Source organism: Polaribacter sp. Z022 (genome assembly GCF_023555495.1).
GTDB lineage: Bacteria > Bacteroidota > Bacteroidia > Flavobacteriales > Flavobacteriaceae > Polaribacter.
The window spans coordinates 80,150-103,593 of record NZ_JALCZO010000008.1 but is presented as its reverse complement, the minus strand read 5'-3'; the positions used below and the strand labels follow the sequence as shown (position 1 = coordinate 103,593).

Here is a 23,444-nt window from a genome sequence, read left to right as displayed (position 1 = left end):
ATGGTTTCATCAGAGTTTTATAAAATAATTTAAGATATCTTTAAATTAACTTCTTGGAGGAAACATACCTTGCAAACAGATTATATAATTCATTCCTATACTTGGTTGTATATTATAAAAAGGAGCACTATTTCCAGTTGGTCCAACTGTAACTGTTCCTCCAGTAGCAGTAACGGTTACTGGAGCTGTAAAAGGTTTTAAGTTAGTATCTGCAGCATCAGTACTAAATCCATTAACTTCATTCTGATTTTTTTGCACTTCTCCAGTAGATAAAATTACGGTAGAATCTGGTTCTATAGTATTCCCTGTTTCTGAAGTTGCTGGTATAGAAATTGTTGCTTCTGCTGTAGCAGTTATACCAGTAACAGCTGCTGTATGAGTATGATTTGGTAAATTGTTTATATTTAATGTAGTAGTTTCTAGACCTACGTGTTGACCTAGTGCGTAATTAGATAAACCATTTCCTCTTCCTTCACCTACAGGTACTCTACTTCGTAAATCAGGCAAACCAAAAGAGGTTCTACCATCTCCACCATAAGTGGTTCCTAAAATTGAAAATAAAGCAGTGTTTTGTGCAATTGATAATAATTGACCATCACAAAAAGCCCAGTTTCTAGGTGCAAAATTACCTGCAAACATTTTAATAATTCCTATGTACTCATCCATGTTATAAATTTTTTATTGGTTAAACATGTTTCAAATGTATATTTAAGTACGGATGGATTTTAGAGCGCAACTTCTTGAAAAGCAAAAAGGGTATATATACTTGTAAGTTAAGTAAATATACCCTTATTGTTAAGTTGAAACTAATTATATATTAAAATCTGGAGTTATCTCTATGAGTTTCTTTTGAATTCCATATATAACTAAACCCGCAACATTTTTAGATTGCGTTTTTAATAGTAAATTATTTCTGTGGCCTTCAACAGTTCTTGGGCTAATAAAGAGTTTTTCGCCAATTTCTGCAGTAGTGTATTGTTCGCAAATTAATTCTAATACATCAATTTCTCTTTTAGAAAGTAATTTTTTATCTAAATCACTTTTTATACGTTTTCCACTAGAAGAAATTATATTTTCATGAATAATTTTTAATACTTTTTCGTCATAATAAAACCCTTTGTCATACACTTCATTAATTGTATGAACTACCATTTTGGGAGTTGTGTTTTTTAATAAGTAAGAAGATGCACCAACATCAATCATATTGGTAATAAAAGATTTACCATCGTAACTTGTTAAGGCAATTATTTTAATATCTGGATGTGTTTTATGAATAATCTTAGTAGCTTCAACACCATTCATTTCAGGCATTTTTAAATCCATTAAAATAACATCAGGAAATTCTTCTGTTTTACTTAAAAACTCTACTAATTCCTTTCCGTTTTCAGCTTCAAAAATTACATTGAATTCTTGTTCTCTATCTAATAGAAACCTTATTCCGCTTCTAAAAAGTTGTTCATCATCTACAATTACGATATTAATTTTTTTCATTTTAAGGGTTTATGATGGTTATTAATATTTTAAATCCTTTGTTTTTTTGACTTTCTATTGTGTAGTTTCCTTTTAATAAAGAAACTCTACTTTCTATGTTTTGGGTTCCAAGTCCTTTTTGATGTGCTTTATTATTTGCGTCAAACCCTATTCCATTATCAGTATATGTAAAAAGTAAATTATTGCTTTTACATGAAATAATTATTTCGCTTTCTGTTGCTTTTCCATGTTTAATAGAGTTGTTTATTAACTCTTGTGTAATTCTAAAAAGATGTAATTCTTCTTTTTTATTGAAATAATTTTTTGGGTACTTAATGTTATATTTTATAGAAATTTTTTTACTGTTGCTAAACGAATCTGCAAGTTCTTCTATGGCGTCTTTTAAACCAAAATTAGATAATAATGGAGGTAATAAATCATGAGCAATTTTTCTAGCGCTTTCTAATGTTTTGTCTGTTGCTTCTAAAATACTGTTGTTAACTTTTAAATACTCTTCTGCATTTAACTCTCCATCTTTTAAAAGGTTCGCATTTAAATTTATTACATTTAATTTAGAACTTATATCATCGTGTAAATCTTGAGCAATTCTTTTTCGTTCTTTTTCTTGAGTAACAATTATAGATTCTATAATTTCTTTTTGATGGGTAATTTCTAAATTTTTATTTTCAATTTCTTTTTCCACTATTTTTTTTCTTGAAAAAAAGAAAAACAGTAGCAGTGAAACTCCCATTAGAAGAAGTAATAAAACACCTATTAATACAATTATGATCACTTGGTCTTGTTGAGAAACTAATTCTTCCATTTGGGGGTTTTGAAAAGTAAAACCAAAACTACGGAAAAATATTTTATACTAAGATAGTAGTATCACAGTGAATTTAAAAACCTGAAATTAAAATCAGGGGTTTATACCTAGTTTGTAATTACTGATATAAACTCATGATTATTTTTTTTTAAAGAAAATTTGTGTTCTAAAATTTTTATACCATTCTATAAAAATTAAGATTTGAAAAATTAAATAAAGGATTTGATTTATATCCCAAACTATTAACTTAATTTCTCTGCTTCCAATATTACCTAAAATAAAAATAAGCGTGCTACAAAGTGTATAAACAAAAAAGCCAGAATTAAAATATATATATATTTTGTCATTATTATCATCTACCTTCTTTAAGAAAAATAGAAAACTATATAATAATAAAGGGATTGATGTTAAGCCAATTTCTAATTCATTCCATTTAACATAAGCTTTAGAATTTAGAGAAAAATATAAAATAATAGAAAGTGTTAATGTAAAACTAAAGTATTTTATTGGTTTTTTAATTTTTTCATATCCTGATAAACTTGAATAAAAAAGACTTAATAATAGAAATTGACCAGTAAAAAAATAGTGGCTTAAATATAAATTATTTATTCCTTTATCATGAAGTTTACTAGATATTAGTTGTACAACAGAACAAAGCACTAAATTCAATATAAAATATTTTAGCGCTTTGTCTTTTTTATTAAAACTGAGAATAAATAAAAAAGTATTTACTATTAAAAAGAAATAACCTAATTCTGTTATTAATTCATCAAGTTCCATTTAGTCTGGACCATTTAAAGGGCTATTTGGATCACAGTTTTCTGGACACGGTTCAGAAAAATCATAAATACCTCCACTACCATTGTCTAAAGTAAGACCATCTTCAGAAGAAATCATATCTTTTCCATTTTTGTCTACACCAACAATCATTAGTTTTTCGATATAAACTTTTTCTCCTTCAACCATCATTTTTTCTACACCAATGTATGCTCTAACACTTGCTGCACCTTCAGCTATTGCTTCTTGTAAGTCTAATAAAGGAATGTTAAAGGCTCTACACTCGTTATATTGATTATAATTACTTTCCATTTTACGCCATCTTTTGGCCCAATTTTTTGCTGTTTTTAAAGTAATTGTGTTTTTCTTGTTTGGTTTAGGAACATCGTTTGGTTGTTTTTCCATGTTAAATAGTTTTTATATTAATAAATTATTTTGGTTAGGTTATAAAACTAAATAAAAAAAAAACAAAACAAAGTACTATTACTTGTAATTTAAATTAAAACACGTATTTACACTTATTTTTATAATTGTGTTTAACAGTTTTATTTAAGTTAGATATCTAAAAAAGTGTATTTTCGTTATATGTCTACAACTCTAGAAATACAAATTAAAACATTGCCAAATGAACCTGGAGTTTATCAATATTTTGATAAAGATGAGGTTATTATTTATGTAGGTAAAGCTAAAAATTTAAAAAAAAGAGTTGCTTCTTATTTTAATAAAAATCACGAAAATGGTAAAACTAGAGTTCTTGTAAAAAAGATTATACGTATAAAACACATCGTTGTAAATACAGAAACAGATGCTTTATTATTAGAGAATAATCTTATTAAAAAATACAAACCACGTTATAATGTTTTATTAAAGGATGATAAAAGTTACCCTTGGTTATGTATTAAAAAAGAACGTTTTCCAAGAGTGTTTATGACCAGAAGAGTTATAAAAGATGGATCTGAATATTTTGGACCTTATACTTCTATAAAAACAGTTAGAGTATTATTAGACTTAATTAAAGAGTTGTATCCGTTAAGAACTTGTAATTACGATTTAAGTCATCAAAATATTAACGAAGGTAAATATAAAGTATGTTTAGAGTATCACTTAAAAAATTGTAAAGGTGCTTGTGAAGCTCTAGAAACAGAATTAAAATATAACGATTCTATTAAAGAAATTAGAAACATCATTAAAGGAAATTTTAAAGAAAGTTTAGAGAAATTTCAAAATATGATGATGAGTTTTGCTGAAAAAATGGAGTTTGAAGAAGCTCAGAAAATTAAAGAAAAACTCAGTTTATTAAGTAATTATCAATCAAAATCGACCATAATAAATCCTTCTATTAACAATGTTGATGTTTTTTCTATTATTTCTGATGAAACACATGGTTATGCAAATTTTTTAAAAATTTCTAACGGTTCTATTATTCAATCTCATACTACAGAAATTAAAAAGAAATTAGATGAAACTGATAAAGAATTGTTAGAGCTATTTATTGTTGAAATTAGACAACGTTTCGAATCTCAATCTCCAGAAATTTATGTCCCTTTTAAAGTAGATTTAGGCGAAAATTTAAAAGTTACCATTCCTAAATTAGGAGATAAAAAACGAATTGTAGAATTGTCTGAAAGAAATGCAAAATATTACAGACAAGAGCAATTTAAACAGATAAAAATTGTTGATCCAGATAGACATGTAAAACGAATAATGGCGCAAATGAAAAAAGATTTGCGATTACATGAAGAACCAAGACACATTGAGTGTTTTGATAACTCTAATATTCAGGGAACAAATCCTGTTGCAGCTTGTGTGGTGTTTAAAGACGGTAAACCAAGTAAAAAAGATTACAGACATTATAATATAAAAACGGTTGAAGGTCCAGATGATTTTGCTTCTATGGAAGAAGTTGTATATAGAAGATACAAACGCTTGCTAGCAGAAAACCAACCATTACCACAATTAATTATTATTGATGGAGGTAAAGGACAACTTTCATCAGCATTAAAAAGTTTAGATATTTTAGGATTAAGAGGTAAAATTGCTATAATAGGAATTGCAAAAAGATTAGAAGAAATTTATTATCCTGGAGATCCAATTCCTTTATACTTAGATAAAAAGTCTGAAACCTTAAAAATTACTCAGTATTTAAGAAACGAAGCACACAGATTCGGAATTACTTTTCATAGAAATAAACGTAGTAAAAGTGCTATTCAATCTGAGTTAGAACAAATTCCTGATGTTGGTAAGCAAACAATTACAACTTTATTACGTAAATTTAAATCGGCAAAACGTGTTAAAGAAGCTTCTTTAGAAAGTTTAAAAGAAGTTATTGGAAACGCAAGAGCTATAAAGGTTTATCAATATTTCCATCCACCAAAAAAATGAAAAAGTTTGTAGCAGTATTCTTTTTATTTCTATCAATAGTACTTTTTAGTCAAGAAAAAAAATCTAAAATAGGTTTGGTATTTAGTGGTGGAGGTGCAAAAGGTTTTGCTCATATAGGTGTTTTAAAAGAAATAGACAAAGCTGGTTTAAAAATAGATTACATTGGTGGTACTAGTATGGGTGCCATTGTTGGAGGTTTATATTCTATAGGTTACTCAGGAGAACAAATAGAAAAAATTATTTTAGAAACAGATTTTATTTCTTTATTAAGAGACCAATTACCAAGAAGTTCAAATACTTTTTTTGAAAAAGAATTTGGCGAAAAAACTTTTATAACGTTACCAGTTAAAAATGGTTCTATTGGCTTGCCTAAAGCAGTATCTAAAGGGCAAAATGTTTTAAATTTTTTATTAGAATTATTAGCTTCTGCAGAAGGTATTAAAGACTTTAAAAAACTACCAATTCCATTTTTTTGTATTGCAACAGATGTAGAAAATGGGGGTGAAGTTTTATTAGAAAAAGGTTCTTTACCATTAGCATTAAGAGCAAGTGGTTCTTTTCCTACTTTATTAAACCCAATAATTTTAGATGATAAGTTATTAGTTGATGGTGGGCTTGCTAATAATTTTCCAGTAAGTCATATGAAGGATAAAGGAGTAGATATAATTATTGGGGTAGATGTAGAGGGAAAGTTGGTGAAAAAGGAAAAACTGGTTTCTATTGTAGATATAATGAATCAGATTGTAAGTTATCAGATGTATAGAAAAAGTGATGCTGAAAAGAAAAAGTTAGACGTTTATATTCATCCAGATATTTATAATTATAGTGTTGTAGATTTTGATAAAAAAGAAGAAATATTAGAAAAAGGAATTATAGAAAGTAAAAAATATACTCAGATTTTTGAACAGTTAGCACAAAAACAAGGAAAAATTCAAAAACGCAAAAAGTTAAATTTTGATGATAGAAAATATCTTATTTCTAAAATAGAAATTAATGGTATTGAAGAATATACCAGAGCTTATGTATTAGGAAAAGTAAAAATAAAAGAAGGAGATAGTATTTCTAGAAAAGAAATTACAAATAGAATTCATTTGCTTTCATCAACAAAAAATTATGAAAGAATTTCTTATGAATTGGTAGAAAAAGAAAACACCTACTCTTTAAAATTAAAAGTTAAAGAATCTAGTGGTAATGCAAATTTAAAATTGGGTATGCATTATGATTACTTGTATAAATCTGGTGTTTTAGCAAGATACAGTCAAAAACATTTATTTAATAATAACGATTTATTTTCTTTTAATATGATATTAGGAGATAACTTAAGATACAGCCTAAATTATTTTGTTGATAATGGTTTTTATATAAGTTATGGTTTTAGATCGAGATACAATCATTTTAGAGCTAATTCTAAATTTAGTTCTTTTACGGCATTTCCAAATGTTAGTAGCATTAATTTAAAATATACCGATTTTACAAATCAAATATTTTTGCAAACAACTTTTAATAGAAAATTTGCTATTGGTATAGGTTTAGAGTATAAATACTTAAAAGCAACAACAGAAACAATTTCTACTGGTAATGATGAAGAAACAATTTTTGATAACAGTAATTATTTAAACACTTTTGGATATTTAAAATTAGATACTTATAATAAAAAGTATTTTCCTACTAAAGGATATTTCGCAGATTTAAATTTTAAATGGTATATGGCTTCTTCTGATGCTAATAATGATTTTAAAAGCTTTGCGCAAACAAAAGGAACCCTTGGTTTTGCTACTTCTTTTAGTGATAAATTTACTTTTCAAATGACTAATGAAGCAGGTTTTACTTTAAATAACGTAGACTCAGATGTGTTCGATTTTTATCTTGGAGGATACAATCAGAACTACATAAATACTTTTGTTTCTTTTTATGGTTATGATTTTGCAGAATTATCTAACAACACTTTTGTAAAGTCAGAATTTAATTTTAGATACGCTTTAGCAGATAAACATTACGCTTCATTTATTGCAAATTATGGTAGGTTAGATAGTAATGTTTTTAAAGATATTGATCTTTTTAAAGAAGTTAAATCTGGCTATGCATTGGGTTACAGTTATAACTCTTTTATTGGCCCTATAGAAATAAAATATAGTTGGTCACCAGATATCAATCAAAATTATTGGTTGTTTAATCTTGGTTTTTGGTTTTAGTATTAAAACAAAAACAGCCATGAATTTATTCATGGCTATTTTTTAAATATAATAAGTGTTTATTTATTATTCAGAAACATTTATAGTTGCTGGTTCTATAGATCCATCAAAAGAATTGTGATATTCTTCTAAAAGGTTCATAGTTGCATCAACCAAATCTTTAGTCTCTAAAAGAATACTAAAGTGTAAAGTTGTATTTTTAGGACTAGATTCTTCTGTTCTAGTACGTTCAATTTGCTTTTCAATTTTCTTGTTTAATAAATCAAAAACTTCTTTTTTCTCATTTAATATCGAACCAATCTTTTCAAATGATTCAGATTTAAAAGCTTTTTCTATATCACTAAATAAAGTTTCTAACTTATCATCAATAACCTTAAGCTCTTTAATTTGACCCGTTTTTAATTTTTTATGGTTGTTATTAATATGCTTGTAACTTATTTTAGAAATATATTCTAAAGATTGAGACATATCTTGTAAATGACCTAAGATATTAATATAAAAACCACTAGCTTCTAAACTTGATGCATCTAGGTTTTTAATAAAATAAGTAATATTATCTCTTAAATCATCAATTTCATCAGAAAGTTTAACAACTTGATTTTTACTCTTTTTAAGTAGAGATATATCTTGTTTTGCTAATCCAATTATAGAATTAGAATAAATTCTATTTGTACGTTTAACAACTTTAGAAATGTTTTTTGCACTTTCATGTATAACACCTTGTACAGAACTACTTTCTGCTTCACTTAAACTATCTTCATCTTCTGTTTGATTAGATTTAATTTTGTGAGATTTATAGTTTCTGTATAATAATACAGCAGTTAATAAAAGTAATATTGGTATAATTACACTAGGATTAAAGTTTATTAAGAAAACAACAGTTCCTGCAGCAATAAATGCACCTATTGCAGTACCAAACCATCCACCAATAACATTTAATACTCCAGCTACTCTATAAACAGCACTTTCTCTTCCCCAAGCTCTATCTGCTAAAGAAGTACCCATTGCAACCATAAACGTTACATAAGTAGTAGATAAAGGTAATTTCATTGATGTTGCTATAGCAATTAAAACACCAGCTACCATTAAATTTACAGAAGCACGAATCATATCAAATGCAGGAGCATCAATACTTTGTGCTTTTGTCATTGTATAATTAGGCTTTTCAAAGCTTTTTTCAACTTTTTCTGAAATTGAAGATGGTATAATTGCAGAAAAGTAAGTAGATAACTGAGATGTACCTTTTACAATTGCTCTAGAAATTAAATTTGGTTCAAATTTTTCATGAGTTTCTCCTTGTCTAGATAAGCTAATTTCTGTTTCAGCTACTGTTTTTGCTTTTTTAGAAAACCATAGTGTTAATACCATAATTGTACCTGCAACAAAAAGTAAAAAAGGTTCAGCTGGTACTTTTTTCTCTAAAACTGCCATAGACATAGTAGTATCCATACCACCAGCAACCCAAGCTTCATAAGAATGGTAAGCAGCCATTGGTACACCAATAAAGTTTACTAAATCATTTCCAGAAAATGCTAATGCCAACCCAAATGTTCCAACACCAATTACTACTAATAAAACTGTTTTTTTAGTAAGTTTTTCAAATAAGAAAGAAAACAACGTCCAAAAGACAAAACTTCCAGCAATTATAAAAATTTCATTTCCTTCTAAAACACTTTTTAAATCTTTATAATAAGGAGTACCTTTTAATCCTTTAAGGAAAATAAAATAAGTAATTGCTGTTAAAGCAACTCCTCCAAAAATAACTCCAAAGTTTTTTACTTTTTTCTCATAATTAAAAGTAAATATAAGTCTAGATACCCATTGTACAAATGCACCAACAGAGAAAGCGATAACTACAGATAGTAAAATACCTGTAATAATTTCTATTGCTTTAGCAGTATTTATATAATTAGTTAAATCTGCAAAAGTTTCAGACTCTGAGTGACTAATTTTAATTAAAGACATAACTACTGCAGCACCTAATAAATTAAAGACAATAGATACCGTAGTTGAAGTTGGAAGACCTAATGTGTTAAAAAAGTCTAATAACAATATATCAGTTATCATAACTGCCATAAAAATTAGCATTATTTCTCCAAACTCAAATTGAGCAGGAACAAAAATACCTTTTCTAGCAACTTCCATCATTCCACTAGAAAACACTGCACCAATAAAAATACCTAAACTGGCAATAATCATTATTGTTCTTAAAGAAAGAGCTTTAGATCCAATTGCAGAATTTAAAAAGTTAATAGCATCGTTACTAACTCCTACAATTATGTCTGCCACAGCAAGTACTGTAATGGCAATTAACATGAGTAAATAAATATTATCCATAATTTAATTTTAATTTAATTTTGCAAAATTACAAACACCAAAAAATGTGAATGTTACCTTTATGTTATTTTAATATTTTTTAAAAGTGAATATCTACTTGTAATCTGTATAATAATTGATTAGTTTTTAATCCAATATCAGTATAACTTAAGTCTGTTTGAACCTTTAAACTATGTCCTGCAATATACTTAGATAAACCCAAAGTATATTGGTTTTCTGCAGCTTTTCCTGTTATAGTTTTATCTAATGAAATATTTGTATAACGTCCAGAAAGTTCAACTGTTTTTGAAAGTAAATAACCTGTTTGTAAATTTAAACCATTACCAACTTGTACTTCATCACCTGTTAAAGTTCCGTCAGAATTTTTTGCATAAGGATCATCTGCGTTTCTTTTTGCATATTCTGCCATAAAAGAAAAACCTTTATGCTTATACATTGCATCTATAAACAATGTAGAAATGTTAGTTTGATAAAATTCTGCACCAGAGCCTTCAGAAGTACCATTTATATACATGTAAGCACCTTGGTTACTTCTTGTTTTAGAAGCATTATTATTAAAGTCGTAAGCAATACCAAGAGATAATTTTGGATTTTTTTCAAATTTTAAATCACTTCCTTTATAATCACCTTTACTAGCAAACTCTCCAAAAGGAAATAATTCAACTCTTGTAGTAAATTGATGTCCACCTTGGTTTCCTCTAGTAACATTTCTTCCTTCACCTTGAGCAATAGAGAAAATTTCTTTTACAACAAAAGTTTCAGAAAGTTTAAATTTATGTCTTAATTGAATCCCCATATCTCTATCAATAGTAAATCTACTATTTAATAAAGAACGATCTACTTGTTGTAGATTAGCAGAAGATATTACACGTTCTCTGTTACCAGGTAGTTTAGTTTGACCAAACCATAAAACAAAGTTACCAGAGAAATTCCATTTTAAGACTGCATCTAAAATTTGTCTAGAAGAATTATGAGTATAGTAAGAAGCTCCTGATTGATCTCTGTTAGTTAAACCTAATTCTACTTTATACTTTAATTTCGGAGAAAAAGCATAACCATCAAACTTTAAACGAGACCTTCTAATTAACATTGAAGATTCTGGGTTAGATAAACCATTATTTACATCCCATTGAGATGTTGCTAAAGATTGGAATCTTAAACCAACTTTCATTGTCCAAGTACTGTCTTTTCCTACTAGATTAAAAAGACCTTTACCAAATTTTGGGGCATTAAATTCTTGTGCATTTATACTTAAAAAAGTAGAAATACAAATTAATGTAACTACAAACGGTAGTTTAGATAAATTCATAATTATTAGTTTTTGTCGCTGCAAAGAACCAACAGTAATGTTAAGTTAATGTTAATGAAGTATTAAGAAAACAAAAAAAAACTGCCTCGATCAAAGGCAGTTGGTCATATAAAATAGTTGACAAAAACTAATTAAATTATTATGACATCATCTTATAAGATTGTTGCAAATATGCATCAGGTATTTAAAATTAATGTTTGTATTAAATTAATAAAACGTTAACTAATTTTAACCCCTTAACATTTAATTAATGTTTCTGTAATAAAAAGGTAATTTAAAACTAACGTATAATTTACAAATGCCATAGACTTTTGCACCTGTAAATTATACATAATAATGAAGAAATTTTTATTTATTACTTTTTTAGCTTTAGGTCAAATTATTGTTGCTCAAAGCAAAGGAACATTAAAAGGTTTATTAACAGACAAAGAAACAAATAATGAACCACTACCATTTGCAAATGTTCTTATAAAAGGAACTAGCATTGGAACAACAACAGATTTTGATGGAAACTATATATTAAATGTAGAAGAAGGAAACCATATTGTAGTTTTTAGTTTTTTAGGATACAAATCTATAGAGAAAGCTTTTTCTATTAAAGCAGGACAAACTGTAACTTTAAATCAAATAATGTCTGCAGAAGAAGGTGTTTCATTAGATGAAATAGTTGTTAAATCTTCTAAAACTAAAGAATCTGTTTCTGCACTTTTATTAGATCAAAAGAAAGCAGTTGTTATAAAAGAAAGTATTGGAGCACAAACTTTATCTAAAACAGGAGTTTCAAATGCTGCTAATGCTACAACTAAAATTTCTGGAGTTGTAAAAAGTGAAGGCTCAGGAAATATTTATATAAGAGGTTTAGGAGATAGATATTTATCTACAACTATGAATGGTTTGCCAATACCTTCTGATGATGTAGAAAATAAAAACGTAAGTTTAGATTTGTTTTCTACAAACATTATAGAAAATGTTGGTATTAGTAAAACATATGCAACTAGTAGTTATGCAGATCAAGGTTCTGGTAATGTAGATGTAAATTCTAAAAAATACGCTAAAAAAGGATATTCAATTTCTTTATCTGGTGGTTCTAATACAAATGTCTTAGATGTTTCTAATTCATTTAGATCTACAGTAATTGGTAATGATGTTACTTTAGGTTTTCATAAAAAACAATATGCTTTACAAAATTTAATTACTTTACAAGGTTGGGATACAGAAAAAGTTTCTACTCCAGTAAATTATAGTGGTTCTTTTTCTATTGGAAGAAAATTTGAAATTTTTGGAAAAGACCTTTCTGTTTTCTTAACAGGTTCTCATTCTAAATCTTTTGAATATCAAGAAGGTGTATTTAGAGCATTTAGATCTAATGTTTTAGATAAAGCTTTTCCTGCAATTTCAAGACAAATTAATATAGATAAAGGTGTAGGAGCTAATGAAAATGATGTAGAAAGTTTTATTACTAAAACAAATACTACAGGATACATTAATGTTGGTTTAAAATTAAACGAAAACAATAAAATTAATTACAATACTTTATTTGTAAATAAATCTACAGATAATTTATATGAGCAAGGTAGAAAAGGTTTTGGTTATGTTTTTGATCAAGATCCACAAGAAGATGGCGCTTTTGTAAGAGATCAAAATTTTAGACAAACAACAATGTTTGTAAATCAACTTATGGGAGAACATAAGTGGAGCGAAAATAATACTTTAAATTGGGCAGGTGGTTATAATTTTGTGTTAGCTGAAGAACCAAATAGAATTAGAAACGAGGTTAATATTTTAGATATTACTACTTCTCCAACAATTCAATATGCTCACGTTGGAGATTTTCAACAAAGAAAATCTAGTCAAAAAATTCAAGATACAGAATACAATGGTTTTATTGCTAATAAATTAAAATTAGGAGCAGAAGATGAAAATGAAGAAAAGCCATATTCTTTAAACTATGGTGTAAATTATAGGTATAAAGAAAGAACTTTTAAATCTTTATTTGTAGGTGTTAAAGCTAAAGGTATTACAGCTCCTTCAATAGATCAATTGTCAACAACATTTACTTCTACAGGATTTAATAATGGTTTATCTTTAAGAACTTCTCCTGCAGATAGATTTGAAGCAGACTTGTCTATTATGGCAGGTTTTGCAAACTTTGATTTTGCATTAAACAACAAGTTTTCTGGTAATTTAGGTCTTCGTTTTGAAAGAGATGAAATAAATGCAATTTGGGATGTTGCTAACTATTATGATTTGGTTAACAAAAGAGAAAGATTAGGAACTTTAAATAGAGTATATAAAAGTTTGTACCCAAGTGTTAACTTAAAATATGAGTTGGCAGAAAATAAATACTTACGTTTTGCTTCAAGTATTACACAAACTTTACCAGAGTTTAAAGAATTATCTCCTTTTGAGTATGTTTCTCCAACTGGTCGTGTTACAAAAGGTAACCCAGATTTAGAAAAATCAGAAATTTATAATTTCGATTTAAAATATGAAATGTTTCCACAAAAAGGACAACTTTTTTCTGCAACTGCATTTTACAAACAAATTAACGATCCAATAAACTTAGCACAAACAAGAGGTTCTTCTGGTTATTTCTATTATGCAAATACAGGAGAAAAAGCAACTGTTTATGGTTTTGAATTAGAAGCAAAAACAGATTTAATTAAAAATGATGATGATGAAGGTCTTTTAAATTTTACTGGTAACATTACAAAAATGTGGTTAGAACAAGATTTATTACAAGATTTTCAATATAAAAACATAACAGAATCTAGTTTACAAGGAGCATCAGATTTTATTGCAAATGGTTCTTTAAGTTATAGTGATAATAAAGAAAAAGAATTTATAGCAACATTAACAGGTAATTATTCATCAGATAAAATCTATGCTTTAGGATCTCCAGAAGATTTTGCAAATAGTGCTTCTTTATATAATGATGAAATTATAGAAAAAGGGTTTGTTACTTTAGATTTAGTATTAAGTAAAAAAATAAGCGAAAATTTATCTGTAAAGCTTGTAGGTAGAAACTTATTAAACCCAGAAATTAAACAAACACAATTAGTAAGAAGTTTAATTACTAATGTAGAAACTAATGAAACTGTATTGTCTTACAAAAAAGGAAGTCAATTAACTTTAAGTGTAAAATACAATTTCTAGTCTATTAACTATTAGTTAACAAAACTTAAAAAATAGTAAAAACCCTAACATACTATTAATATTTAGATAAAGAAAACTAAAGAATAAGGTAATTTCTTTGTATAAAATTAATAACCATATTAAAATAAAAATGAAAAAATCAATTTTTAAAATTTTAAATTTAGTAGCATTTTCTATTGTTACTTTAACCCTTACAAATTGTGGAAGTGATGAGCCTTCTATAATTATAGAAGAGCCAACATCAGAAGTTATAGGTAATTTAAACTCTGGTGTTATGAGTGGTACTTTAGATGAAGATTATACTTTAAATGCAAATACAGTTTATAATTTAAACTCATCTTTTATAGTACAATCAGGAGCAAAATTAACTATTCCTGCAGGAACTAGAATTCAAGCTGTAAATGGAGGAACAAGTGTTTATATAGCCGTTTTAAAAGGAGGTAAAATTGATATTCAAGGTACTTCTTCTAACCCGGTATTTATGTCATCAGCATCAGGAAATCCTGGAGATTGGGGTGGATTAACTATTTGTGGAGATGCTACAACTACTGCAGGAGCTAATGCAGAAGCAGAAGTTGGTGGTTTTGTTTATGGAGGTTCAAATGATGCAGATAATTCTGGTTCTATAAACTACTTAATAATTAAAGGAACAGGAGCTCAAATTAATGCAGATTCTCAATATAATGGTGTTTCTTTATATGCTGTTGGATCTGGAACATCTATTAGTAATATTGCTGTTATTAATGGTTCTGATGATGGAATAGAGTTTTTTGGAGGTACAGTTTCTGCTTCTAACTTATTTTTAGAAAACAACGAAGACGATTCTATAGATTGGACAGAAGGATGGAGTGGTACTGTAGATAATGCTTACATTACTCATACTATTGCTGGTTTTTCTACTGTTTTTGAAGGAGATAAAGACAATAACAATCCTAAATTTAACAATATTACTGCAGTTTCTACTGTTGGTGGTACAGCTTTACAGTTTAAAAAACAATCTGGAGGTACAATTACAGGTTTATCGTTAACTGGTTATGATGTTTCTATTGATATGAAAGATAATGGACCTTTAGCTAATGTAATAATTGAAGGTTCTCCTGCAGATCCAACATTATCTTATACTAGTACTGCTGTTGTTACTGCTGCAGATTTTGATTGGGTTAACTCTAATGTTTCTATTACAACTTTACCATTACAAGGTACAATTGCAAGTAAAGTTACTTTAGATCCTTCTATAAAATATATGTTAAACTCTTCTTACATTGTTCAAGAAGGTGGTGAGTTAGTTATTCCTGCAGGAACAAAAATTGAAGCAAGTGCTGGTGGAACAGGAGTTTATATTGCTGTTTTACAAGGTGGAAAAATAGACATTCAAGGTACTGCAACTGAGCCTGTAGTTATTTCTTCTGCAGCTGCAACTCCTGGAGATTGGGGTGGATTAACAATTTGTGGTAAAGCAACAACTACTGCAGGTGTAGATGCACAAGCTGAAGTTGGAGGATTTATTTATGGTGGTACTACTGATGCTGATAACTCAGGTTCTATTAAATATTTAGTTATTAAAGGAACTGGTGCTCAAATTAATGCAGATTCTCAATACAATGGAATTTCTTTATATGCAGTTGGTTCTGGTACAACTATAGAAAACGTTTCTATTATTAATGGATCTGATGATGGTGTTGAGTTTTTTGGAGGTACAGTTTCTGCTACAAATTTATATTTAGAAAATAATGAAGATGATTCTGTAGATTGGACAGAAGGATGGAATGGTACAGTAACTAATACTTACATTTCTCATACAGTATCTGGTTTTTCTACTGCTTTTGAAGGAGATAAAGATAATGGAAATCCTAAGTTTGTTAACTTAACTGCAATTTCTACAGTAGGTGGTACTGCTTTACAATTTAAAAAGAACTCAGGTGCAACCATTACAAATATCTGGTTAGAAGGTTATGCTAAAAACATTGATATGAAAGATGGTGGAGCATTATCTAATGTTAAAATTGATGGAGTAGATGCTTCTACAACTGCAGATTATAAAACAGGAACTAAAGTAGATGTAAGCTCTTGGTCTTGGAAAAATGCTGGACTGTAGTTTATACTAAATAAATCATATAAAAAAAAGCAGGCTAATTAGCCTGCTTTTTTTTATAAAGTAAATTATTTGAATTATTATTTTTTATTGTAAGCAAGCCTAGACTCAGCTTTCCAATCATTTACACTTACAATAACGTTGTTATTATAAGTTATTTCCTTTAAAGATTCTTTACCCCAAACAAACCATTTTCCTACTTTTTTACCTTCATTATATTGGGCAATTTGAGTTTTGTTTCCTTGTTTGTCAAAGCTAGTCCATGTACCTGTTAATTTTTTATCTTTAAAATAACCTTGAACTTTTACGTCTCCATTGTCATAATAGTATGTTGCTTTTACTAAAGCACCTTCTTTTTCAAAAGTAGTAGTATTGTCTTGAGAATATCCTATTGCTGTTATAAATAATATTGCTAGTAAAATTGCTTTCTTCATCTTCTTGTTTTTTTAATTAATTAACATTGTGCTTACACAAATATATTAATAAATTACGATAAATAAACAATTACATAACATTAAGTTAACATAAGGTAAAAGTGATGTAAATGTAAGTTGCTGATTGTTAGTATTTTATAGTTTTTTAATGCTAAAAACTTAACATTGGAGTATTAAATTTATTGTAGAAATAGTTTGTAAAACCAAAAAAACCACTTGAATTATAACAATTCAAGTGGTTTTTTTTAACGTTAAAAGATATTATTTAGAACCTCCAACCAACATTTAAACCTAATCTAGGTACTAAAATAGGTGAGTTAGAAGCAAATAAATTTCTACCAATACCACCATATAAGTCAATTGTTAATCCACTAGTGCTAATGTATTTTGTACCAATTGCTATACCCAAAGCAGCGTCAGTGTATTTTAAATCGTAATTTCCAGAGTCTTCAACAGATTCTTTTTTACCAGCATTAACACCTATAAAACCTTCCCCAAAAAAGTTCCATTGTTCATTAGTTGAAAAATATTGACGGTAATAAGGAGTAATCATTGTGTTTTCATTATATCTAAAAGAAACATCTTGTTTGTTTAAATTAAATGAAGCACTAATACCAAAAGATGTATTCTCAGTTAAGTAATTTTCGTAAGAAAATTCTAAACTTTTTATAACTAAAGCATCACCAATATCTAATTTAATTTCTTGTTGTGCATATGCAAATGAACTTACTAAAAGTACGAAAGCTAAAATTGTTTTTTTCATTTTTTGTTTTTTTTATAACGTATTGTTTACTATAAAAAGTATGTTACAAACATACAAAATTAGGATTGTTTTAAAATCTATATCCTAAAGAGATTCCTCCTCTACCAACTGCTTCTAAAGAACTGTTATTTCCTCCTAAGTTTCTACCTAATCCTAAATAAATTTCTGTTGTAAAACCTTTTTTAGAAACAAATTTACCTCCTACAGAAATACCAACTGCAAATTCAGTTTTTGTATCATCATTTCTATTGGCTATGTAATCTCCATTATAATCATAATAATCGTAATAATTATTTTCATAAGAATGTAACATACCAAAACCTTCTACAAAAAAACCTCTAGCAAACTTGTTAGAAAAATACCTCCTATAAAATGGAGTTAAAGAAAATTTTCTGTAACGATCTAAATCATAATCATTATTAACACCTATTAATAAACCAGTACCAAATGAAGATTCTTCATTAATTAAATACTCATAAGAAACGTCTAGCCATTCAAAAACTAAAAGTCCTAATGCATTTATTTTAATTTCATGTTTTTTGTTAATATCTAGTAGTGCTTTTTCTTCTTTTACTTGAGCAATAGAAATTGTAGTTATAAATAATAAAAGTAAAAAGGTAGTTTTTTTCATAATTTAGTTTGTTATGGTTGTTACAAACATATCAAAAAACAAGCCAAGAAACTAAAAAATTGCTTTTAGTTGAATACTACCTGTGTGAATAGTTTTAGAATTTTCACTTTTTCTGCCTAAATAATTTAAATTAAGGTTTAAAAAAGGGTTTATTTTATGATTAAATAATGTGCTCCAAGTATAATTTTTACCAGATTGCAATCCTTCTAGCATTTGGTATGCAACAGGAGAATTTGTGTTTCCTGTAAAATCATTTAAAAACACATTTAAATTTGCAGAAATTTGATTTTTTTTACTACTAATGTAGAAATATTCTATGCCAAATTTTTGTTGATTTAATTTTTCGAAATCTTGTAATTCATTTTTCTTGTTTTTAAAATGGTAAAAAGCAGAAAACCTATTGTTTTCATTGTATAAAAAACTAATTTTAGGTTGAATTTCATTTGATTTTATAGTGTAATTTCTATTGGTAAAATTTTCTGTAATTAGATCGTTGTTAGATGTTTTACCCATCAGTTCAAATAACCAAAATGATTTAAATTTATGGGCATAATCTAATTGATATAATTTAATTTTATTTTCTTGACTTCCTATAAAATATTGCTGCTTATTTCTGCTTTGTCCATAAGTATAAGTAATACTGTTTTTTTGAAGATTCTTGTTATAATAAAAACTGTTTCTTAGGTTAAAATTTAAACCTATTAATTTGTTTTCATCAAAATTAAAAGGATTAAAATTAAATGTATTTCCAATTCTTTGTTGTTCATTTTCTACACTTAAAAAACTTTGGTTGTAAAATTTAGAAAGTACTTTTTTTATTCCTTTTTTTGAAGACCACACTTTAGGGTTTAAACTTAAAGATTGTGTAAATTTTGCTCTTTGAGTTGCAATGTATTGTATGTTTGGTTTAGGTAAACGTAAGTACTCTGCTTGGTCTTGGAACTCTGCAATTTCAAATTCATCAAAATCTTGAATTCCATCAGAGTTATAATCAATCCAAGTATAATAACCCAAACCTGGTTCTGTCTTAATATAAATGTATTCTTGCCTTGCAACATTACCAGAAGAAGTTTCGTAAACAGTTGCCAAATTAATAAAATCTTTAAATAATTTTTGATTGAAAACTATCTTAGAATTTAAAGATTTTTCATCTTCATTAAAAGTGTTTTCTGTGAGTCTGTAATTAGCAAAGACACTTAGGTTAGTTTTTTTATTTTGTATTACCTTACTATTTATATAAAAGGTTTTTCTGTTGTTTATTTCAGTAAATGTATTGGCTTTTATACTATCATTATTTCTGTAATTAAAACCAATTTTTGCAAAAACATTTGTTGTATCTCCAATACCAAAATAGGTTTCAATTTCTTTAAATCTATGGCTTGTATTTATATACTCTTTTGTGTTGATATTTTGTCTGGAGTTGGTTTCAAAATTTATAAATGCACCTAACCATTTTTTGTTTAAGTTTTGTTCTGCTTTTGCTTTTGCTCTAAAAAAAGAATTATCTTCTGTAGTTGATGTGTTTTCTAAAAAACTACCATTTACATAAAAAGAAGTGTTTTTTAATTTCATTGCAGACTGCAACTCGTGTTTGTTTCCTTTAAAAGTGTTTGGGTAACTTAAGTTATTATACCTATATAATATAAAGTCGTTTTTTTTGTTTTGAAATGTAATTTCTGATTGAAAGTAATTTTTGGTTGCATCATTTGTTAAAATGTTCCAATCTCTGTTAAACTCTACAGATTCCCAACCTTGTTCTGTATTAAAGTTTTGCTGAACAAATTCGTGTGAAATATTACTTTTTAGTTGCCATTTTTTATCTATTAAAATCTGTTCCCAATCTATTTTTGCAGCAATTGCAACATTATTATCATCACCTATAGAAGAAAACAAATTAGCATCATTATTACTAACAGCTATTTCAGAATTTATTTTTGTCTTTTTTGTAGAATTATAATTAGATTTTAAAACAAAAGTTTGCAGTTTATTGGGTGCAGTTAGTTTAATAATTGGGCTATAGCTACCTTGGTTTACACCTACATAAACAAAGATGTTTCCAATTGCTGTACTTTGGTCTAATTCATAATCTCCATTATTAGATCCAACATTTGTAAAAGTTACAAAATACAATTCGTCATTAGCGTTTTTAGAATGTTCAAATGTTTCTATAGCTCCATTTGTAACTTTCTTATAAAGAATTTTATTTTCATCAAAAGCATCAATAAAAGCACTTTCTGTAACCATTAAATCTGTATCATTACCTGCGTTTGCTAGAATTTGCTTTTGCTGTTCTGTTAGGTTTTGCTGTATTGGTTGGTTTTTGGCATCTTTTTCATTATAAAAATAAGCGCTAATATTAAATTTTTCGCTTTTGTAGCTAGCTTCTTCAAAAGTTACAAATCTAGAATAGTTTCTATCTGAATATTGAAAATCGATAGCAATTCTCATATCATTTGTAATAGGAAAAGTAGTATTAAAAGTAATTTCTGCTAAATTATAATCTATAACATAATCTTTATTTTCTCCACCTTCAATTGGAACACCATTAATATAAACAGTTTCACTACCACCAATAATTAAAATTGCTGCCTCATTATTTACACCATAAATTTTATAAGGTCCTTGATTTCCTTCTGTTCCTGTTACATAATAGGTGTTAAATTTACCTCTAACAACAGCGCCAGAAGCTGCAACTTTTAAATTTTTATTGATGTTGGCTTCTACTCTTAAACCAGCAATTTGTTTATTAATTGGCATAAAATAACTTTCTTCATTTTGTAAAGAAATGTCTCCAGCTCTCACTAGCCAATTCTCGGTAAACATTTCTATAAAAATTCTATCAAAATCGGTTATGTTTTGCGAATATCCATTTTGCTGAATAGGAATATTTGTGTCAAAAATATTTGCTCTTAACGTAACATCTTTAGAGAGTTTTCCAGAAATTTCTAAATCTAAAGCAGAGTTTGTAACAGCATTTTGATTGTTACCAGATGTAACTCCTCTAGAAATAAAACCTTTGGTTTTAAGGCCATCAAAAAGTTTTATGTCTGATGCTTTTTTATTAGTGGTTAAACTGTAAAGTTTTCCAGTATTAGTGCCATTTGGTACAATTAAATTTTCATCAAAAAGTGTATAAGTTTTGGTAATAAAATCTGGAAGTTTAAAATACTCTACAGTAATTTCTGAGTATTTTTTAGAATCAATTATTAAAATGGCATTACTAAAATTAACTGTATATTCTGTTGTAGGTATTACTTTTAAAAAAGAATTTAAGACTTTAAATTTTTCTGGATTTATAGCAACAGAATCTAATTGAAGACTATCTTTTTTTACTAAAATTTTCTTTACTCTAAAATCTGTAGATATAGATTGAGATTGGATAGAAAATCCAACAAAAAGGAATAGAAAAAAGAGAAATTTTTGAGTCATAAAAAACGATACAATCTTAACGTAAAAATTAGTTTTTTAATATTCTTAAAATAATAATTAAAAAAGTGATTGCTGTTTTACAGGGTTTTCATGCGCTAGTAACCACTTTTTACGCCAAATTCCACCAGCATAACCTGTTAAAGAACCATCAGAACCAATAACTCTATGACATGGAATTATTATCCAAATTGGGTTTTTGCCATTTGCAGAAGCAACAGCTCTTATTGCTTTTACGTCGCCCAAAGCTTTACTTTGTTCTAAATAAGTTCTTGTTTTATTAAAAGGTATGTTTAAAAGTTCTTCCCAAACTTTTTTCTGAAAAGTAGTTCCTTGAGGATTTAATTTTAAATCAAAATTTACTCTTTCTCCAGAAAAATATTGTTCTAATTGTGTAATACAATCTTGTAAATAATAAGGAACTTTTGTGTTTACAGTATCTAAATTACCAGAAAAATCTTCATCTAAAACGGTTATAGACTGTATGCCATTTTCATCTCCAATAATTTTAGCAGTTCCAATTGGTGTTTTATAAAATGCAGTTTGTAAACTCATTATTTTAAAGATAATAATCTACCTTCTATACCATAAGCAATTCCAATATTTATGCTATAACCTTTTAAATTTGGATTAAAGTTAGATTTACTCATAAAAATTTTAGCTCTAATATAACTATTTCCTTCTTCTCTTATGTTAAAAATAGATGGAGTAAAATTAACTCTTTTTCTGTTTTTGAAATCAAAATTTAAACCTATAAATGAGCTACCATTTGTAATTTCATCTTTATTTTTTTCTTTATTAACTTCACCTAAACTTAAAATTCCATAACCTGCAAAAGGAAGTATTCTAAATTTATTGGTTTCGTAGATTGGGTATCCTAAAGTAATGTTTAAATTAGAAATGGTACTTCTATTTCCTTTAGAGTTTAAAAAAGAATTATGTACTATGTCTTCATTCAATTTACTGTTTGTAATAGACATGTTTAAGCCCATAAATAGCTTTTTATAAGAAAACTCAAAACCAAAAGTTAGTGCTGCAGTGTTGTTAAAGATTTCTTTGTATTTATCATTATAAAAGGCAAAATCTACACCACCATTTAAACCATAAGTCCAATTACTTTTTTTAAAATCGGGCAATTCAAAAACATCAATTTTTAATAAATCTAAATTTGTTTGAGAAAGCCATTTAGCAGTAATATCTTTATCTATACCATAATTACCTTCTTCTTGAAAATCTAAAATTTTTCTTTGTAATTGATTTTTAGTATCACTTAAAACAGAACTTATAGAATGAATGTTTTCTAAAGAAATTATTCTTTTTTGTAGTTTTCTTTTATAGATTTCTAGCAAGTTAAAAATTACCTGATTGTATTTTAAATGATGCTTGTCTTTTAAATTATTATGAACAAATGACAATGATTTGTCTATATAAGCATCTGTAAAAACACCTTCATAAGTAACATTGTCTATAATTTTTTTATCAGACTGATAAAGTAAAACATAAGCAAGATATGAAGTGTGTTTTTTAGTTGGTTTTGCTTGAAAATCACTCCAAACTAAATTGCCATCTTTCCAATGTTTTCTATAATCTTGTGCATTACTTTTAAAAGAAATTAAGAGAATTACTAAGAATAAAAGTTGTTTGTTCATTTT

General features: G+C 27.3%; 17 protein-coding genes. 4 read left to right on the top strand and 13 right to left on the bottom strand.

The window, feature by feature from the left end; all coding sequences use genetic code 11:
• Window positions 1-45: 45 nt before the first annotated feature.
• The 5 genes from MPF13_RS15050 to MPF13_RS15030 all read right to left on the bottom strand — a co-directional run bounded on the left by MPF13_RS15050 (window position 46) and on the right by MPF13_RS15030 (window position 3,475).
• Window positions 46-666 (bottom strand): phage tail protein, encoded by a 621-nt coding sequence (locus MPF13_RS15050; protein ID WP_249983589.1) that lies wholly within the window; start codon window positions 664-666, stop codon window positions 46-48.
• 144 nt (window positions 667-810) lie between these two features.
• A complete protein-coding gene (locus MPF13_RS15045) occupies window positions 811-1,491 on the bottom strand; it encodes a response regulator transcription factor (RefSeq protein WP_249983588.1) in 681 nt (226 codons plus the stop codon).
• Between the two features lies 1 nt (window position 1,492).
• Window positions 1,493-2,293 carry a sensor histidine kinase gene (locus MPF13_RS15040; protein ID WP_249983587.1) on the bottom strand — a complete coding sequence of 267 codons (801 nt, stop codon included), beginning with the start codon at window positions 2,291-2,293 and terminating at the stop codon, window positions 1,493-1,495.
• 138 nt (window positions 2,294-2,431) lie between these two features.
• On the bottom strand, window positions 2,432-3,073 hold the full coding sequence (locus MPF13_RS15035) for a hypothetical protein (protein ID WP_249983586.1): 642 nt from the start codon (window positions 3,071-3,073) through the stop codon (window positions 2,432-2,434).
• Complete coding sequence (locus tag MPF13_RS15030) at window positions 3,074-3,475, bottom strand: hypothetical protein (protein ID WP_249983585.1); 402 nt, start codon at window positions 3,473-3,475, stop codon at window positions 3,074-3,076. It lies immediately after the preceding gene.
• 180 nt (window positions 3,476-3,655) lie between these two features.
• Between MPF13_RS15030 and uvrC the strand changes: the two genes are divergently transcribed.
• Together uvrC and MPF13_RS15020 are read left to right on the top strand one after the other, a co-directional pair.
• On the top strand, window positions 3,656-5,452 hold the full coding sequence (gene uvrC / locus MPF13_RS15025; protein ID WP_249983584.1) for an excinuclease ABC subunit UvrC: 1,797 nt from the start codon (window positions 3,656-3,658) through the stop codon (window positions 5,450-5,452).
• Complete coding sequence (locus tag MPF13_RS15020; protein ID WP_249983583.1) at window positions 5,449-7,644, top strand: patatin-like phospholipase family protein; 2,196 nt, start codon at window positions 5,449-5,451, stop codon at window positions 7,642-7,644. Before uvrC ends, MPF13_RS15020 begins: the two co-directional genes overlap by 4 nt.
• A gap of 66 nt (window positions 7,645-7,710) precedes the next feature.
• Here MPF13_RS15020 and MPF13_RS15015 read toward each other — a convergent pair whose 3' ends face one another.
• Both MPF13_RS15015 and MPF13_RS15010 read right to left on the bottom strand, forming a co-directional pair.
• The gene (locus MPF13_RS15015) at window positions 7,711-9,981 is read right to left on the bottom strand and encodes an inorganic phosphate transporter (RefSeq protein ID WP_249983582.1); all 2,271 of its coding nucleotides are present in this window, start codon (window positions 9,979-9,981) and stop codon (window positions 7,711-7,713) included.
• A 79-nt stretch (window positions 9,982-10,060) separates the two neighbouring features.
• Window positions 10,061-11,290 carry a porin gene (locus MPF13_RS15010; RefSeq protein WP_249983581.1) on the bottom strand — a complete coding sequence of 410 codons (1,230 nt, stop codon included), beginning with the start codon at window positions 11,288-11,290 and terminating at the stop codon, window positions 10,061-10,063.
• 336 nt (window positions 11,291-11,626) lie between these two features.
• Here MPF13_RS15010 and MPF13_RS15005 point away from each other — a divergent pair, with 336 nt between their 5' ends.
• The gene (locus MPF13_RS15005; protein ID WP_249983580.1) at window positions 11,627-14,446 is read left to right on the top strand and encodes a TonB-dependent receptor; all 2,820 of its coding nucleotides are present in this window, start codon (window positions 11,627-11,629) and stop codon (window positions 14,444-14,446) included.
• 130 nt (window positions 14,447-14,576) lie between these two features.
• Window positions 14,577-16,541: a beta-helix domain-containing protein gene (locus MPF13_RS15000; protein WP_249983579.1), complete on the top strand. Its 1,965-nt coding sequence runs from the start codon at window positions 14,577-14,579 to the stop codon at window positions 16,539-16,541.
• Window positions 16,542-16,618: 77 nt separating this feature from the next.
• Here the strand turns inward: MPF13_RS15000 and MPF13_RS14995 are convergent, their stop codons facing one another.
• From MPF13_RS14995 to MPF13_RS14970, 6 genes are all read right to left on the bottom strand, one after another.
• On the bottom strand, window positions 16,619-16,972 hold the full coding sequence (locus MPF13_RS14995) for a toxin-antitoxin system YwqK family antitoxin (protein ID WP_249983578.1): 354 nt from the start codon (window positions 16,970-16,972) through the stop codon (window positions 16,619-16,621).
• 265 nt (window positions 16,973-17,237) lie between these two features.
• Window positions 17,238-17,735 (bottom strand): DUF3575 domain-containing protein, encoded by a 498-nt coding sequence (locus MPF13_RS14990; protein WP_249983577.1) that lies wholly within the window; start codon window positions 17,733-17,735, stop codon window positions 17,238-17,240.
• A gap of 70 nt (window positions 17,736-17,805) precedes the next feature.
• Entirely contained in the window at window positions 17,806-18,366 is a 561-nt protein-coding gene (locus MPF13_RS14985) for a DUF3575 domain-containing protein (protein WP_249983576.1), read from the bottom strand.
• A 51-nt stretch (window positions 18,367-18,417) separates the two neighbouring features.
• A complete protein-coding gene (locus MPF13_RS14980; protein WP_249983575.1) occupies window positions 18,418-21,795 on the bottom strand; it encodes a DUF8818 domain-containing protein in 3,378 nt (1,125 codons plus the stop codon).
• A gap of 57 nt (window positions 21,796-21,852) precedes the next feature.
• Window positions 21,853-22,347, bottom strand: a complete 495-nt coding sequence (locus tag MPF13_RS14975) for a methylated-DNA--[protein]-cysteine S-methyltransferase (RefSeq protein ID WP_249983574.1) — start codon at window positions 22,345-22,347, stop codon at window positions 21,853-21,855.
• Window positions 22,347-23,441, bottom strand: a complete 1,095-nt coding sequence (locus MPF13_RS14970; RefSeq protein ID WP_249983573.1) for a hypothetical protein — start codon at window positions 23,439-23,441, stop codon at window positions 22,347-22,349. The genes MPF13_RS14975 and MPF13_RS14970 overlap by 1 nt, the downstream gene beginning before the upstream one ends.
• Window positions 23,442-23,444 lie beyond the last annotated feature (3 nt).